13 protein-coding genes and 1 tRNA gene are annotated in these 16,618 nt (G+C 42.8%); 2 read left to right on the top strand and 12 right to left on the bottom strand.

All coding sequences use genetic code 11. The features are described from left to right. Positions 1-72: 72 nt before the first annotated feature. The 8 genes from nusG to ACS8FA_RS27100 form a co-directional block, all read right to left on the bottom strand. The gene (gene nusG, locus ACS8FA_RS27065) at positions 73-603 is read right to left on the bottom strand and encodes a transcription termination/antitermination protein NusG (protein ID WP_057761729.1); all 531 of its coding nucleotides are present in this window, start codon (positions 601-603) and stop codon (positions 73-75) included. 71 nt (positions 604-674) lie between these two features. Continuing rightward, on the bottom strand, positions 675-1,160 hold the full coding sequence (gene secE, locus ACS8FA_RS27070; protein ID WP_057761731.1) for a preprotein translocase subunit SecE: 486 nt from the start codon (positions 1,158-1,160) through the stop codon (positions 675-677). Positions 1,161-1,211: 51 nt separating this feature from the next. Next, positions 1,212-1,287: transfer RNA gene (locus ACS8FA_RS27075), tRNA-Trp, on the bottom strand. A 327-nt stretch (positions 1,288-1,614) separates the two neighbouring features. Further along, positions 1,615-2,805, bottom strand: a complete 1,191-nt coding sequence (tuf, locus tag ACS8FA_RS27080) for an elongation factor Tu (RefSeq protein ID WP_114701991.1) — start codon at positions 2,803-2,805, stop codon at positions 1,615-1,617. A gap of 223 nt (positions 2,806-3,028) precedes the next feature. Continuing rightward, positions 3,029-5,155: an elongation factor G gene (gene fusA, locus ACS8FA_RS27085; RefSeq protein ID WP_101205359.1), complete on the bottom strand. Its 2,127-nt coding sequence runs from the start codon at positions 5,153-5,155 to the stop codon at positions 3,029-3,031. A 343-nt stretch (positions 5,156-5,498) separates the two neighbouring features. Beyond that, on the bottom strand, positions 5,499-5,972 hold the full coding sequence (gene rpsG / locus ACS8FA_RS27090; protein WP_057761735.1) for a 30S ribosomal protein S7: 474 nt from the start codon (positions 5,970-5,972) through the stop codon (positions 5,499-5,501). Between the two features lie 218 nt (positions 5,973-6,190). Beyond that, positions 6,191-6,565 carry a 30S ribosomal protein S12 gene (rpsL, locus tag ACS8FA_RS27095; protein ID WP_011281154.1) on the bottom strand — a complete coding sequence of 125 codons (375 nt, stop codon included), beginning with the start codon at positions 6,563-6,565 and terminating at the stop codon, positions 6,191-6,193. Positions 6,566-7,000: 435 nt separating this feature from the next. Further along, positions 7,001-8,113: a DNA-directed RNA polymerase I subunit RPA34 gene (locus tag ACS8FA_RS27100; protein WP_439267174.1), complete on the bottom strand. Its 1,113-nt coding sequence runs from the start codon at positions 8,111-8,113 to the stop codon at positions 7,001-7,003. A gap of 498 nt (positions 8,114-8,611) precedes the next feature. Here ACS8FA_RS27100 and ACS8FA_RS27105 point away from each other — a divergent pair, with 498 nt between their 5' ends. Together ACS8FA_RS27105 and ACS8FA_RS27110 are read left to right on the top strand one after the other, a co-directional pair. Further along, a complete protein-coding gene (locus ACS8FA_RS27105; protein ID WP_439267172.1) occupies positions 8,612-9,847 on the top strand; it encodes a beta-ketoacyl-ACP synthase II in 1,236 nt (411 codons plus the stop codon). Between the two features lie 3 nt (positions 9,848-9,850). Next, the gene (locus ACS8FA_RS27110) at positions 9,851-11,584 is read left to right on the top strand and encodes an anthranilate synthase component I family protein (RefSeq protein WP_439267170.1); all 1,734 of its coding nucleotides are present in this window, start codon (positions 9,851-9,853) and stop codon (positions 11,582-11,584) included. Positions 11,585-11,739: 155 nt separating this feature from the next. On the opposite strand, the gene hisC is transcribed toward ACS8FA_RS27110, so the two are convergent. The 4 genes from hisC to murA all read right to left on the bottom strand — a co-directional run bounded on the left by hisC (position 11,740) and on the right by murA (position 16,549). After that, positions 11,740-12,873 carry a histidinol-phosphate transaminase gene (gene hisC, locus ACS8FA_RS27115; protein ID WP_439267168.1) on the bottom strand — a complete coding sequence of 378 codons (1,134 nt, stop codon included), beginning with the start codon at positions 12,871-12,873 and terminating at the stop codon, positions 11,740-11,742. A gap of 74 nt (positions 12,874-12,947) precedes the next feature. Beyond that, on the bottom strand, positions 12,948-14,243 hold the full coding sequence (hisD, locus tag ACS8FA_RS27120; RefSeq protein WP_439267167.1) for a histidinol dehydrogenase: 1,296 nt from the start codon (positions 14,241-14,243) through the stop codon (positions 12,948-12,950). A 250-nt stretch (positions 14,244-14,493) separates the two neighbouring features. Further along, positions 14,494-15,186: an ATP phosphoribosyltransferase gene (gene hisG, locus ACS8FA_RS27125; RefSeq protein ID WP_101205353.1), complete on the bottom strand. Its 693-nt coding sequence runs from the start codon at positions 15,184-15,186 to the stop codon at positions 14,494-14,496. A 94-nt stretch (positions 15,187-15,280) separates the two neighbouring features. Next, a complete protein-coding gene (gene murA / locus ACS8FA_RS27130) occupies positions 15,281-16,549 on the bottom strand; it encodes a UDP-N-acetylglucosamine 1-carboxyvinyltransferase (protein ID WP_101205352.1) in 1,269 nt (422 codons plus the stop codon). Between the last annotated feature and the right edge of the window lie 69 nt (positions 16,550-16,618).

Consider the following 16,618-nt stretch of genomic DNA (forward strand, 5'->3'; position numbering starts at 1 on the left):
TAATAGCGCCAAATCAACGTGGTATATACCTAATTGACTAACAGCTCCCCGGTTGATGAATTTTTTGCTAATTTAGTCTAGTTTTTCAACTTTACTAAATTCAAGCTCAACCTGTGTAGGTCGATTAAATACGTTTACCGTTAGATGCAGTTTAGACTTCTCATAATCCACTTTTTCTACCAACCCTTTAAAGTCAGTAAATGGACCATCGATAACCAACAACTCTTCGCCTGGCTCAAATAGAGTCTTAGGACGTGGGTCAGTTTCAGTCTGGTTCAAACGGTTTAAAATGCGATCAGCTTCTACTTGCGTAATCGGTGCAGGCATCTCAGGCGTACCACCGATGAAGCCCATAATACGAGGACAGTCTTTCACGATATGCCAAGTATTATCGTTCATTTCCATTTGGATCAATACATATCCAGGAAAGAACTTACGCTCACTCTTACGTTTTTTGCCGTCTTTCATTTCGACGACTTCTTCAGTAGGAACCAATACATCACCGAATGACTCAGCGAAGTCACTACGGTTAATACGATCAGTTAATGAACGTTGTACTTGTTTTTCATATCCTGAAAACGCTTGGACAATATACCAACGCATATCACGCTCCTGATCATTATAAATAAGTCGTTATGAGTAAATGTCTCGCTAATAGTCACTAATACGTGCTATTAACCGATAAAGATACCAACGAACCAATTAAAAAAGTTATCCAATAACCAAATAAAGAAACCGGCAATCGCAATCACGACAATCACTTGCCATGTATATTGAAAAGTTTCGTCTTTACCTGGCCACGTCACTCGGCGAAGCTCAACGGCAGCGTCTTTTAATAATATTTTAAAAGCACGGCCTTGATGCGTTAGCGCCAAACAGACTAATGCAAATACAACAAGTGCGACAATAATACCAATACGTACCCAGACATCGTTGGCAGGTTGCCAATAGCCTGGTAAATATTGATTTACTAGAGTCGCACCGATTAATACAGCTGCGGCAAGTAGCCACAAAATCAAATCTTTTATTGAGCCAGTCTTAGCCACTTCAACAGCAGTAGTACCGCTAGCTGAAACATGCTTATTTTTAGACAGCATTCCACCAGCAACCGCCTTGGCATCAGATAACTTAGTCTCGAGGTTATCTTGATCATTGCTCATAAAGAACTCGCTTCGGAGATGGTGGGGTACAACAAAGATGTGATAAGAAGATGGCAGGCGATGTAGGACTCGAACCTACAACCCTCGGTTTTGGAGACCGATGCTCTACCAATTGAGCCAATCGCCTATGGGTGTAAAGGACAGTATTATACAATATTTAGCATAGAATGCAAGCCCTTGACGGTAAAATTATTAATTTTACCTGATTTTGCACCACTGCAGTCTAAAATAACTGCTAGCATTAAGTGCAGCGATAATATAACAAGCTATGCCGTAGATTACAATATGCTATCTAACAAATAATTATCTCTATCTCACATATCGTGAGTTATTGTTTCGCTAAAGCTATTATTCTAATTATAATAATGATTCACATTCTCCCACAAAAAAAGGCCACCCTAGATAGGATGACCTTTTTTGTGACTAATTCATAAGCTCATTGCTGAGACTTATATTAGTTCAATACGTTAGCAACAACACCAGCGCCTACAGTACGGCCGCCTTCACGAATTGCGAAGCGAAGACCTTTGTCCATAGCGATTGGGTGGATAAGCTCTACGCCCATCTCAACGTTATCACCAGGCATTACCATTTCAGTACCGTCTTGTAATTGGATTGCGCCAGTTACGTCAGTAGTACGGAAGTAGAACTGTGGACGATAGCCGTTTAGGAATGGTGTGTGACGACCACCCTCTTCTTTTGACAATACATATACTTCAGCGTCAAACTTGGTGTGAGGAGTGATTGAACCTGGCTTAGCTAGTACTTGGCCACGTTGTACGTCTTCACGCTTAGTACCACGTAGTAGTACGCCACAGTTTTCGCCTGCACGACCTTCGTCAAGCAGTTTACGGAACATCTCTACACCAGTACAGGTGGTTTTTTGAGTGTCACGGATACCAACGATTTCGATCTCGTCGCCAACTTTAACGATACCAGATTCAACACGGCCTGTTACTACGGTACCACGACCTGAGATTGAGAATACGTCTTCGATTGGCATTAGGAATGCTTTGTCGATGTCACGCTCTGGCTCTGGGATGTAGGTGTCTAGTACGTTTAGTAGTTCTACAACAGCTGGTTGGCCGTATTTTTCTTGTGAGCCTTTTAGGGCTTCAGTAGCAGAACCTTTAACGATAGGAGTGTCATCGCCTGGGAAGTCATAGTCGTTCAATAATTCACGAACTTCCATTTCTACTAGTTCTAACAATTCTTCGTCATCAACCATGTCACATTTGTTCATGAATACGATGATGTACGGTACGCCAACCTGACGTGAAAGCAAGATGTGCTCACGTGTTTGTGGCATTGGGCCGTCAGTTGCAGATACGACTAGGATTGCGCCGTCCATCTGGGCAGCACCAGTGATCATGTTTTTAACATAATCGGCGTGACCTGGGCAATCTACGTGTGCGTAGTGACGGCTGTCTGTGTCATATTCTACGTGTGAGGTGTTGATGGTGATACCACGTGCTTTTTCTTCTGGTGCTGAGTCAATAGACGCGTAGTCTTTTGCTTCGCCACCAGAGGTGATTGCAGCTACGGTTGCGATTGCAGCGGTAAGGGTTGTTTTACCATGATCAACGTGTCCGATTGTACCGACGTTGACGTGTGGCTTGTTACGTTCAAACTTGGCCTTTGCCATGGGTATTTCCTCTTTTTTTGGGGTTCAAGACTTAACTCATATAAATATGATAATTAAGACGATTTTGACCACATTAAGATAATTGTTAAAAGGTTGCACATACTAATGTGCAGATATTATAAGAAAATCGCGGCCAATAACAAGTCTTTTAACAAGTTATTGGCGTATTCTTTAGTGACAATACACAGACGTACTCTATATTGTCACTTTCAGTAAGCTTTATTTACTCGTCATCATCTTTAGAGTTGAACTTAGAGATGATTTCAGCAGCAACTGATTTTGGAATTTCAGCGTACTTTTGGAATTCCATTGAGTAAGTTGCACGGCCTTGTGACATAGAGCGCATTTGAGTGGCATAACCAAACATTTCCGCTAATGGTACTTCAGCACGAATCTGTTTAGTACCGCCAGGTAGATCTTCCATACCCTGTACCAAACCACGACGACGGTTAAGATCGCCCATGATGTCGCCCATGTAGTCTTCAGGTGTTTCAACTTCTACTTTCATTACTGGCTCAAGTAGTGCTGGATCAGCTGCTAAGAAACCTTTTCTGAAGGCCATAGAACCAGCCATCTTAAATGACAATTCATCAGAGTCAACGTCATGATAAGAACCATCATACAAGGTCGCTTTTACGCCAACTACTGGGTAGCCTGCAAGTACGCCGTTTTTCATGCGCTCTTGGATACCTTTATCAACAGCACCGTGGAATTCTTTTGGTACAGTACCACCAACAACTTCTTCAGCGAATTCATATTCAGTGTCGCCAGCTGGATCAAGTGGCTCAAGACGTAACCAAACATGACCAAACTTACCACGACCACCTGTTTGACGTACGAATTTGCCTTCTTGTTCAACAGTGTTACGAATCGTCTCACGATAAGCAACCTGAGGTGCACCGATGTTTGCTTCAACGTTGAATTCACGCTTCATACGGTCAACAAGAATCTCTAGATGTAGCTCACCCATACCACTGATGATTGTCTGACCAGATTCTTCGTCAGTGTGTACACGGAACGATGGATCTTCTTTTGCCAAACGGCCAAGAGCGATTGACATTTTTTCTTGGTCAGCTTTGGTCTTTGGCTCAACAGCTAGAGAGATAACTGGATCTGGGAATTCCATACGCTCAAGAGTGATCACGTTGTCTTCATCACATAGCGTATCACCAGTAGTCACATCTTTCATGCCGACTAGAGCTGCGATATCACCAGTACGAATCTCTGCAAGCTCTTCTTGAGAGTTTGCCATCATCTGTACGATACGGCCAACACGCTCACGCTTCATCTTAACTGGGTTATAAACACTGCTACCCTGCTTCATTACACCAGAATAAACACGTACGAAGGTTAAGTTACCAACGAATTTGTCATTCATGATTTTGAACGCTAGTGCTGAGAAAGGTGCTTCATCTGATGCTTCACGGCTGCCTTCGCTTTCGTCTTTGTCATCAAGAATACCTTTAATAGCAGGTACGTCGATTGGTGCAGGTAGATACTGAATAACGGCATCTAGCATCTTCTGTACACCTTTGTTCTTAAAGGCAGTACCACAAAGAAGCGGGATGATTTCGTTATCGATAGTTAACTGACGAATAGCACCGTGAATTTGTTCTACAGTCAATTCACCGTTTTCTAGGTATTCGTTCATCAACTCTTCGTTTGCTTCAGCAGCGTTTTCTACAAGGTGCTCGCGGTATTCTGCTGCTTTTTCTTGTAGTTCAGTTGGGATTTCGCGCTCATCATACTGCATACCTTGAGACGCTTCGTCCCAATAGATAGCTTTCATGGTCACTAGATCAACAACGCCTTCGAAGTCATCTTCTTTACCAATTGGGATAACCAATGGTACAGGGTTACCACCCAAACGAGTTTTGATCTGTTCTATAACACGATAGAAATCAGCACCAACACGATCCATTTTGTTTACAAATGCAAGACGTGGTACTTTATATTTGTTCGCCTGACGCCATACGGTCTCAGACTGTGGCTGAACGCCGCCTACTGCACAGTAAACCATGCAAGCGCCATCAAGTACACGCATAGAACGTTCAACTTCGATCGTGAAGTCAACGTGACCTGGGGTATCGATGATGTTGATACGGTGTTCGTCAAACTGTTTAGCCATACCTGACCAAAAACAAGTTGTTGCCGCTGAGGTAATAGTAATACCACGCTCTTGTTCTTGCTCCATCCAGTCCATAGTGGCTGCGCCATCATGTACTTCGCCAATTTTGTGGCTAACACCGGTATAGAATAAAACACGCTCTGTAGTGGTTGTCTTACCAGCATCGATGTGCGCTGAGATACCAATATTGCGATAGCGTTTTAGGGGAGTTTTACGAGCCATAGTGTTTTCCTAGGAAAAGTCGTGTATATAATAATGTATTGTGTCTCTACCTCATACTCTATGACAAAGCGTTCAGCTTCGTAATATTACTTACTGATTATTGAGCCTAATACGGACAAAAAAAGAGCAAATACTAAGAATAGTGCGGCATCAAATTTGGGATGCTCTCCAGCAAAAACTGTATTTGTTAAGAGAGACATCTGGATAGATGTCCGCCACCTCAGTCATCAATAAATAACATTTATATATGACCGAATGATGATGGCGGCAATCAATAGAATAAACAACAATGTAAGATTAGATGGCATGAGCCTCTAATCTCAAGCTACTATTAAAAAGTAGCTTAGAAACGGTAATGAGAGAATGCTTTGTTAGCATCTGCCATGCGGTGAACTTCGTCACGCTTTTTCATAGCAGCGCCTTTGCCATCAGCAGCATCATTCAATTCGCCAGCTAAACGCAAAGCCATTGATTTTTCAGAACGCTTAGCAGCAGCTTCAGCTAACCAACGCATAGCCAATGCAGTACGACGGGAGGGGCGTACTTCCATTGGTACTTGATAGGTTGCACCGCCAACGCGGCGAGCTTTTACTTCTACCATTGGGCGTACATTTTCTAGCACTTCTTCGAAGAAAGATACTGGATCTTCAACTTTACGCTTCTCACTTACTGTCTCAAGTGCACCGTAAACGATACGCTCAGCAGTAGATTTTTTACCATCACTCATTACATGGTTGATGAATTTTGCAACAGTTTGGCTACCAAACTTAGGATCCGGTAGGATCTCACGGGCAGCAACGACGCGACGTCTTGGCATAATAAATTTCCTTATCTTCAGGAGTGTCTAACATTCACAACATCGACTACTTACCATTAGGATATAGCAGTGAGTTATCAGTTAGCCTTACTGCATGGTGGTATGTTTTAAGAGCAAATCACAGATATATATTTATATAAAAGCGATATTACTACTGACACCAAACCCATGCACAGTTATTGGGTAGTGCAAAAAGCTTATCTAATAACGTTTAGTTATTAAACTTTAGGCTTCTTAGCACCGTACTTAGAGCGACCTTGCTTACGGTCTTTAACGCCTGCGCAATCTAATGCACCGCGAACAGTGTGATAACGTACACCTGGTAGATCTTTTACACGACCACCACGGATTAGAACAACACTGTGCTCTTGTAGGTTATGACCTTCGCCGCCGATGTAACTTGATACTTCATAGCCTGAAGTCAAACGTACACGACATACTTTACGCATGGCAGAGTTAGGTTTTTTTGGCGTGGTAGTATATACACGAGTACATACACCGCGACGCTGTGGGCACGCTTCCAACGCAGGAACTTTTGACTTTTCCTTGATGGTTTTGCGACCTTTACGAATCAATTGGTTAGTTGTTGCCATAAGGCATCCTTCTCCCGTTTGGTATAAAACAAAAAAATGGGCCAATGCACCATCTATCTGACAATAATTGCAGATTTCGGGGCACCCATTTTTAGGACAGTGTATTATAAAGAGTTGTTGCTGCTATTTCAACCACTTATGAATGGTTTCGCTTTACAACATTTGATAGATATGCATTCAGCCTCTCATTGTATCACTTTATAGATTTTTCGCCGAAAAATAGCGTAATAAATAAAGCAAACAAAGCGAGCTCAAGCATCATTAAGAAAAGATGTTTAACATTGAAATGGTACTTGATAGTAACTAAGTGGTGGTATTTATCCTAATTTTCAAGTCGTGTTGCTCAATCAAACTAAGATAAATACCATTGCGCTTATAAACCTATAACCCAACTAGCAAATAATATGTCTATTACTTGGCTTTTTTATCAGACGTTTACTTGTCTGCGTCTTTTTTACTGCTAGTTTCTTCTTTACTAGCTTCTTCTTTACTAGCTTCTTCTTTATCAGTAACTTTTTCTGAGTTACTGCTTTTTTCTTTGTGCTCTGTGTCTTTTTTCGCCTCATTAGTATCAGCCTTTTCTACTTTAGCCTCACTACTGCTGTCATCAGTAATAGCACGATTAGCCAATTTTGCTTCTGGTGCAAAGGTCGCTTGAGCAACGCCAATAACTTCGTCGATCAATTGGCTGTTATAGTGCATGCCGATCGCTACTGCGGTGACAGGAATAAAACGACGAACCCATGATAAATTAATCTGATCTAAATCAATACCTACTTGACTGGCGACTTTGTCTATTTGCTCAGCATAGAAATTTACATTTTTATTTTTCAGACCGAGATTTTTAAGTTCACTATGCAATCCGTTGCTCTGAGCATTATCGAGCAAACCTTTACCAATACCTAGACCAGCTAGTAGCGCTTGTTTTTCTTGCATCTTTCTCAGATCAGCGTTTGATAGTAGTTCGTACGCCATCTTGACGCCTTGCTTACCTGTTAGTGGCTTATTGTATACAGCAGCAATCTGATAAACCGTACGTAATGAAACCAGTAATAGCCATAATGTATCAGCGAGCAAACCTGGTAGACCTGCCAAACCCGTCAAACCACCCATCATTGCAAGCGCGCGATTTTGGTTAGCAATATCAGTAGCTAGCGCATAACGCTCTTCGTCATCTAAGGTAGCAATATTGGCAAAGCGATGTTCATTAGGTAAGTCGAGTTGACTCCAGTTCGCAGCGAGGTTGGCCACTTGGGCAAATGCGCCATCAACTGTTGATTGAAAAAAACTATTCGGCACAACTTTCTTGGCATATTTACCATAAGTAGCAAAACGTGGTCCTAAAAGTTGCTGCGTCGCCTTCAACGTTTGCTCACGAAACAAGTCTTGTTGGTAGTCTTCATCGCCTAGGTCGACGGCTTTGTATTGACGCGGTTTGCCCGTTTTAGCGTTTACGCTGTCAATCATAGCCCCTACACGCTCTAGATTGTTTCGAGTAAAAGAGCCAATGGTATTGATGCTTTTAGAAAGAGTACTACGCTTTGCCATCGTGATGTCCTTAATATGATGAGTTGGTTTTTAATATAGTTGTATTTTAATATGATAGTTAATTATTAATAATAATGAATCTATTATTTTAGCCAGTTATCGTAACTGGTGTCAGTGCGAACAATGTTATTAGAATCACAAATTTTGTATCTAAAGTATAATTTCGTCCATAGTCAGTAGCTAGTCTTACTTCTCATCTCTTTACTCAACACTCAGTCATAAATGTTATTTTGTCGTTATTTTACACTTGTCCAAAGATTTTCAGCGCTTGATACGTTATCATGTGCCATAACTGAGAGCATAATTGTACACTGAATTTATATTGCCTCTGATAGACCGTTAACAGAATTTAGTTACCTAAATCCATGCTATCGTTATCTACATAGACTATTTTTTCATTATAATGCTCGAATTAACTCATAGTTAAACATCATATATAGATTTACCACGATTATTGCAACCAACTGCTAGCAAGTCGTTACTTATAAGGAATAGCATATGCGCCGCGTCGTTATTACTGGAGCAGGGATTGTCTCTTGTATTGGACATGATTTAGATACTGTCACAACTGCCCTTAAAGAAGGTCAGTCTGGCATCACATTTAACGATTCTTATGCTGAGCACGAGTTTAAATCACACGTGAGCGGTAGTATCAATCAATCAGAACTTGATACCAGTGGTATCGATCGTAAGCTGAAACGATTCTTTAGTGACGCCAGTCTCTATGCTTATGTTAGTGCGCTAAATGCGATTGAGCACTCAGGCCTGTCACTTGATACTATCAATAACAACCCACGAGTGGGTGTAGTGGCAAGTTCGGGGGGCGCATCAACAGAAAATATCGTCAATGCTATCGATGCTATGCGCGAAAAAGGTCTACGCGGTGTCGGCGCAATGGCAGTACCAAAGACAATGGGCAGCTCAGTATCAGCTGCTTTAGCAACCGGCCTCAAAATCCAAGGCGTCTCCTACTCGCTCGCCTCTGCCTGTGCGACTTCAACACACTGTATCGGTCATGCTGCTGAGCTTATCCAATTGGGTAAAGCCGATGTGATATTGGCTGGTGGTAGTGAAGCTGAGCATTGGACACAGTCTTGTATGTTTGATGCCATGGGCGCAGTTAGTACTCAGTATAACGACACACCAAAACTTGCCTCAAGAGCCTATGACAAAGACCGTGACGGTTTTGTGATTGCTGCTGGTGGCGCGATGGTGGTTGTAGAGAGTCTAGAGCATGCTCAAGCACGCGGTGCCAATATTTTGGCTGAAATCGTTGGCTATGGTGCCAGCTCTGATGGTGCAGAAATGGTTGCGCCAAGCGGTGAAGGTGCTGTTCGCTGTATGCAACAAGCCTTGGCCGAAGCGGGTCTAGAAAGTGTCGATTACATCAATAGTCATGGTACTAGTACACCACTAGGCGATATTACTGAGCTTAAAGCGATTGCTAAAGTATTTGATAATGACGTCAGTAAAGTACCTGCTATCAGCTCAACCAAATCAATGACAGGCCATAGCTTGGGCGCTGTTGGTGCACAAGAGCTGATTTATTGTCTACTAATGCTACAGGACGGCTTTATCGCTCCGAGTATCAATGTTGATAACTTAGATCCTGCTGCTGAAGGTTTCGATATCGTCACCGAAATGCGTGCAGCAAATCTTGAAACCTTGATGAGTAATAGCTTTGGCTTTGGTGGTACTAACGCTACGCTAATTATCAAAAAGTTTGACGCTTAACCCATGCTTGTATCAAACCACAATGCAACTGAGCAGACAGATTCTGCGCCATCGCCAGCTAGCAAACCTAGCTGGCGTTTTGGTGACTTATCTGCTGCAGAGCTGATACCGCAGCTACAACGTCACTTGCTCGCTCAAGATATTAAAGCAAACTGGCAACTTGTTTGGCTTAATAATGATGGTCGACCAGTAATCGGTTTCCTCCCAAAAGTCAGCTGGTCTATTTATCTCAATGATAAGCAAGCTCTTAATAGTTTACCTAGTATTTATAAAGTGATTAAAAGTTTTCGCAATACTGACTTAAGTCACGATACTGATGTAAATAGCGATAATAATAGTTATGCTAGTACGACAGCATATATAAGCTATCTAGAGTGGCAAGAGGAGCTGATTGCTTATAGCAATGCTCAAGAAGCTAATCATAATACGTCATATATCAATAACGAAGAAATCCCAAAACCCAGTTATTATCACGGGCTAATCGGTTTTATTGGTTATGATATTGCAGCTCTCGAACTAAGTCCTGCCGATAGAATTGAATTGGCAATGCAGCCGTGTGCCTCGTTGGGACATTATGATATTTATCTAACGCCTACAGCATATGCTGATACAGGTTGGATGTTAAAGAGTCATCTAACTAACAATGATGCTTCTGAGAATACCGATCATGAGACAAACGATATTCTTATAAATACTCTTACCTCTTACCTAGATGAACTGGATCAAAAACTGTCTGATAAACACCTCAATCAGTCACAGTTTAAAAATGTATCAAACATCACCCCCCTAGTTTTAAGTCCGCGATGGAGTAAGCTTGATTATCAACAAGCATTTAATCGCACACAAGATTATCTACAGCAAGGTGACTGCTATCAGATAAACCTGACACAGAAATGGTCTGGCAGTTTAGCGCGTGAAAATAACGATGTTCAATCAGCCTTTTCGCTTATTGACTATTTGCCTGCGCTATATCGCAATACAAAAGCGCCTTTTGCAGGATATGTGAGCGTTGCTCGTAATGATGGTGATTACCTAAATAGAAGCAACAGCTTTGTCGCAGACAGCAATCATTTTGAATTGTTGAGCTGCTCACCTGAGTTGTTTTTTACATTCACTAGAGAAATCGACACTGGCAAACACTCTATTTGCACCAAACCTATCAAGGGAACCATGCCGCGAGGTGGTACTAACGAGCAAGATGAAGTGTATAAGCAGCAACTGGTCAATAGCGAAAAAGACCGTGCCGAAAATGTCATGATTGTAGATTTACTGCGTAATGATTTGGGCAAATACGCCAAAATTGGTAGTGTGAAAGTACCGCAATTATTTGCGATTGAAAGCTTTAGCAACGTGCATCATATGGTCAGTACTATTACCGCTGAGCTAAAAGTTGATGCTCATCCATTGGCTGTATTGTTTGGTAGTTTGCCTGCTGGCTCTATCACTGGCACACCAAAAAAACGCGCTGTCGAAATCATCGCTGAACTGGAATCTACGCCACGCGGTGCTTATTGCGGCACTATGGGTTATATGAACTTTGATGGTAGTGGTCAATGGAATGTTTTGATTCGTACACTGCAAGCCAACGCTTTGTCGAATGATGACTGTAATAAAGAAAGACACGTTAACCTGTGGGCAGGTGGTGGTATTACGGTCGCGTCAGATTGTGATGCTGAATACCAAGAATGCTTAGATAAAGTAGGTAATTTATTATCAGTCTTGGCTCAGAATATGTAGCCTGCCAAAGTGAAATGTCATTACTAATTTAGAATTAAAAAAGCCTGTCAACATAACGTTATCAGGCTTTATTTTTAAGACTTATCGATAGTGTTTTGCGTTCTGAATAAAGAGACTAACCTATTCATATTCTACATTAAACTATCAATACAATACTATTCAGCAACAACGCTAGCATCGACTTGCAAGGCTTTTAGCGCATCAATCAAACGGTTGTTCTGCTCTGCTGTACCGATAGTAATACGCAAGTACTCTGCAATACGCGGCTTATCAAAATGGCGAACGATAATGCCTTGCTCGCGTAACGCACTCGCGACAGCACTTGCATTGCCATCTTTTGGACGAGCGAATACGAAGTTGGCATGTGACGGTAGGACCTTATAGCCCAATGTAGTCAACTCTGCTGTCAGCGACGTACGTAAATCAATGACTTGCTGACGGGTTTGCTCAAAATACTCAATGTCTAACACACTCGCAGTCGCCCCAGCCTGAGCCAACTTATCCAATGGATAGCTGTTAAAGCTATTTTTCATCCGTGTTAGTGCTTCAATCAACGATGCATTGCCAAAGGCCATACCAACGCGCAAACCAGCAAGCGAGCGCGACTTTGAGAAGGTTTGGGTCACGATAACGTTATCACACTCATTGATTAAACTCACCGCTGAGACTGGAGCATCTCCATTGCTTTCTTCTATCTGAGCAAAATCGATATACGCTTCATCAATCACAATGACTGCATTAGAATGCTCACTCGCAAGTTTGCGAATATCAGCAAGCGACAGCAGTAAGCCTGTTGGTGCATTAGGGTTAGCAATGATGATACCACTACAAGGCTGACGATAAGCATCAGGATCAATGCTAAAATCTTCTTCTAGAGGAATCTGTACAAGCTCTACTCCAAACGTCTGCGCATATACAGGATAAAAACTGTAACCAATATCAGGTGATAGCAGCGGACGCTCTTTTAAAAAGAAGCTAGCAAAGACTAACGCCAAGACTTCATCTGAACCATTACCAACGAATACTTGATTGATATCAAGGTTGTATGACTGTGCTAATGCAGCACGTAGGTCATTAGATTCAGGAGCAGGATACAAACGTAACTCATCAGCTTGCTGTTCCAAGACCTTGGCAATAGCCTCCCCTACTTTTGGCGAGGGTGGAAACGGGTTTTCATTGGTATTTAGTTTGCATAGATTGTCGTGTTGCGGCTGCTCACCTGGAACATAAGGTGACAAGTTGCGTGCTTTAGACGACCACAGTCTGGTGTCTATCTTTGACTCACTCATAAATTATCCTACTATTAGCCAAAAAGACTATTAAAAATAAATATCAAAAGTAAAAGCTAAAAATTCAAAATCAATTACTGATAACGATAACGAGCTGAACGCGCATGGGCTTCTAAGTCCTCACGCTGCGCTAAAATATCAGCTGTCTCAGCCAAAGGCTTACTACCAGATTCACTGCAATAAATAATGGATGATTTCTTTTGAAAATCGTAAACACCTAACGGCGAAGAAAATCGAGCTGTGCCTGATGTTGGCAGTACATGATTTGGTCCTGCACAGTAGTCCCCAATAGCTTCAGGCGTATGACGGCCCATAAAGATAGCGCCGGCATGACGAATATCGTTTAACAGTACGTCAGGATTATCAACAGATAACTCTAAATGCTCAGGAGCGATACGATTGATAAGTGCCATACCTTCGCTACGATCTTTTACCAAAATCAGTGCACCGCGATTTTGCAGCGAGTCACGCGCGATATCTGCTTTTGGCAGCTCAGCCAGTGCTTTTTCTATTTCTAGCGCTACTTCGTTGAGCTGCTTTTCGCTAGTCGTCACAAAGATAGCTTGTGCAATACGATCGTGCTCAGCTTGTGACAACAGATCCATCGCTAGCCAGTCAGCTCTATCTTGTGATTCACCTTCTGCATACACCAATACTTCTGAAGGTCCAGCAATCATATCGATACCAACTTGACCAAATACCGCGCGCTTGGCTGCTGCGACATATTTGTTGCCTGGTCCTGTGATTTTGTCCACAGCTGGGATGGTTTCCGTACCGTAAGCTAAGGCTGCTACCGCTTGAGCGCCACCAATGGTAAAGACGCGATCGACTTGAGCCAGATGTGCCGCTGCCAATACTAACGGATTGAGCACGCCTTTAGGCGCTGGCACTACCATGATAACTTCAGTGACGCCAGCTACCTTAGCAGGAATAGCATTCATCAATACTGACGATGGATAAGAAGCCAAACCACCCGGCACATAAATCCCAACGCGATCAAGTGGCGTGACTTTTTGACCCAATCGGTTGCCTAGCTCATCCTCATACTGCCATGTTTCTTGCACTTGGCGCTCATGGAATGTCTGTACCCGAGTTGCGGCTGTGGTCAGCGCTGTCTTTACTTTTTCATCAAGATTGGCAAACGCTTCAGCAAGCGCTTCTTTAGACAACTCTAACTCTTGCATCGACGTTGCTGGATTCTGGTCAAACTGCTGAGTCAATGCCAACACGACGCTATCACCATCAGCACGTACTTGGGCGATGATATCATCGACGGTATGTAGTAGTTCAGCATCATTGACTGTTTCAAAGGCAAGCAACTGTGTCAATTGACTATCAAAATCGGCATTTTGGGTACTTAACTGGCGCATGACCTAATCCTATATCTGAGCATAAAGTAGTGCTAAAAATGAACGGTTTGGAACTGAGTAAAGTAGTTTTATCTTTCAAAATATTGCGACTTATTCGATGTCTTCTTGTCTGAATTTTACGGTGATTTTACATTTTCGCAAGCTAAGACAACAAAACCAGTTTAGCACGCTACGTCACTCATAGCCTGCTAAACTGGTTTAAAAATTTGTATAACCATGCTTTATATTACCAATGACTTGCACTGGATAATTAGCTATTGGCGATACTATTTTTAAAGCTATCTAAGATTGGTTCTAGTAGTGCAAATTTGCGCTTATAGCTCACTTGATTGACAATCAGACGTGATGAAACATCGCAAATATGATCGCGTGCTTCAAGCCCATTGGCGCGCAGTGTGTTACCTGTGTCGACCACATCGACGATCAAATCACCCAAGCCAACCAACGGCGCAAGCTCCATCGAACCGTAAAGTTTGATGACATCAACCTGCTGCCCTTGGCTAGCAAAATAAGCACGAGCGACATTGACATATTTGGTCGCGATACGCAGACGACGATTTGGCAGCGGTGCATCTTTCACACCCGCAGTCATCAGTTTACACTGAGCAATCTGCAAATCGAGCAATTCATAAACATGATTGGCACCATGCTCAAGCAACACATCTTTACCTGCCACCCCAAAGTCAGCAGCGCCATGTTCGACATAGGTCGGCACGTCGCTGGCACGCAAAATCAATACACGTACATTTGGATTTGAGGTTGGAAAAATAAGTTTACGTGACGCTTCAGGATCTTCTAAAAGATCAACGCCAGCTGCACGTAACAGTGGCATGGTCTCTTCTAAAATGCGGCCTTTTGATAAAGCCAAGGTTAGACCTGAAAACTCATCGTTTACTTCGTTTAATAAACCGCTGGCTGGTAAAGATTTGCTTGTCTCAGTCATAATGACATCGTGTCCATGTGCAGTCCCCTACTCAAAGGGGAGTTTTTAATTTATAACGTAATATGGGTAACAGTCGATATTGAGTCAATCAATATTAAGCGTTGGTATTAATACGCTCAATGTTCACGCCTAAGCTACGCAGCTTGTCTTCAACATGCTCATAACCACGATCGATGTGGTAAATACGGTCAATCAGGCTCTCGCCTTCAGCGGTCGCCGCTGCCATTACCAATGACATAGATGCGCGTAAATCCGTCGCCATCACTGGTGCTGCAGTAAAGTTTTCGACACCTCGTACTACGGCAGTGTGACCGTCAACCTGAATAGACGCGCCCAAACGATTGAGCTCTGGTACATGCATATAGCGGTTTTCGAAAATGTTTTCGATAAAAGTACTCGTACCGTCAGCTAAGCAGGCAATCGCCATTAGTTGAGCTTGCATATCCGTTGGAAAACCAGGATGTGGCTGGGTACGAATATCAACCGCCTTCGGACGGCCTTTCATTTGTGCGCGAATCCAGTCATCACCTGTCGTAATAACCGCACCCATGTCTTCGAACTTCTCTAGCACTGGCGTCAGCAATAGAGCAGATGTTTTTTTGGTCAATACATCACCACGTGTCATCAAGGCACCAGCAAGGTATGAGCCTGTCTCAATACGGTCAGGGACAACTGAGTACTCACAGCCGTGTAGACGCTCTACCCCTTCGATAGTCATCGTTGATGTACCGATACCGCTTATTTTGGCACCCATTGCAACCAACATATTGGCCAAATCAACCACTTCTGGCTCTAACGCACAATTGCCTAAGACGGTTGTACCTTTGGCCAATGCTGCTGCCATGATGACGTTTTCAGTACCGCCGACGGTAATCATATCAAATGAGAAATTACAGCCTAATAGCTTGCCACCTTTTGGCGCTTGGGCTTTTACATAGCCATTCTCTACACTGATTTCGGCACCCATCGCTTCAAAAGCCTTTAGATGCTGATCAACAGGACGTGAACCAATCGCACAACCACCTGGCAATGAGACTTCGGCTTCGCCGAAACGTGCCAATAACGGCCCTAGCACCAAGATTGACGCGCGCATGGTTTTTACCAAATCATACGGGGCATAAAAGTTATCGATACTCTTGGTATCGCAAGTGACCGTATCATCTTGCTTTTGGATTTTGATACCCATGCCACCGATCAATTCAATCAACGTTCGCACGTCTTGTAGTGACGGCACGTTATGCAGTGTCGTTGGAGTCTCAGCCAATATCATAGCTGCGAGTAACGGCAAAGCGGCATTCTTGGCGCCTGAGATGGTGACTTCCCCTGCGATACGACTACTACCAGTGATTAAAAATTGATCCATAAAGGTGACAACCTAGCGATGAGTATAGAAAATTATGAAAACCAGAACTACAACTCTCAACCATGCATA

It is taken from the genome of Psychrobacter sp. 1Y1, from assembly GCF_051847395.2.
In the GTDB taxonomy this organism is placed as follows: domain Bacteria; phylum Pseudomonadota; class Gammaproteobacteria; order Pseudomonadales; family Moraxellaceae; genus Psychrobacter.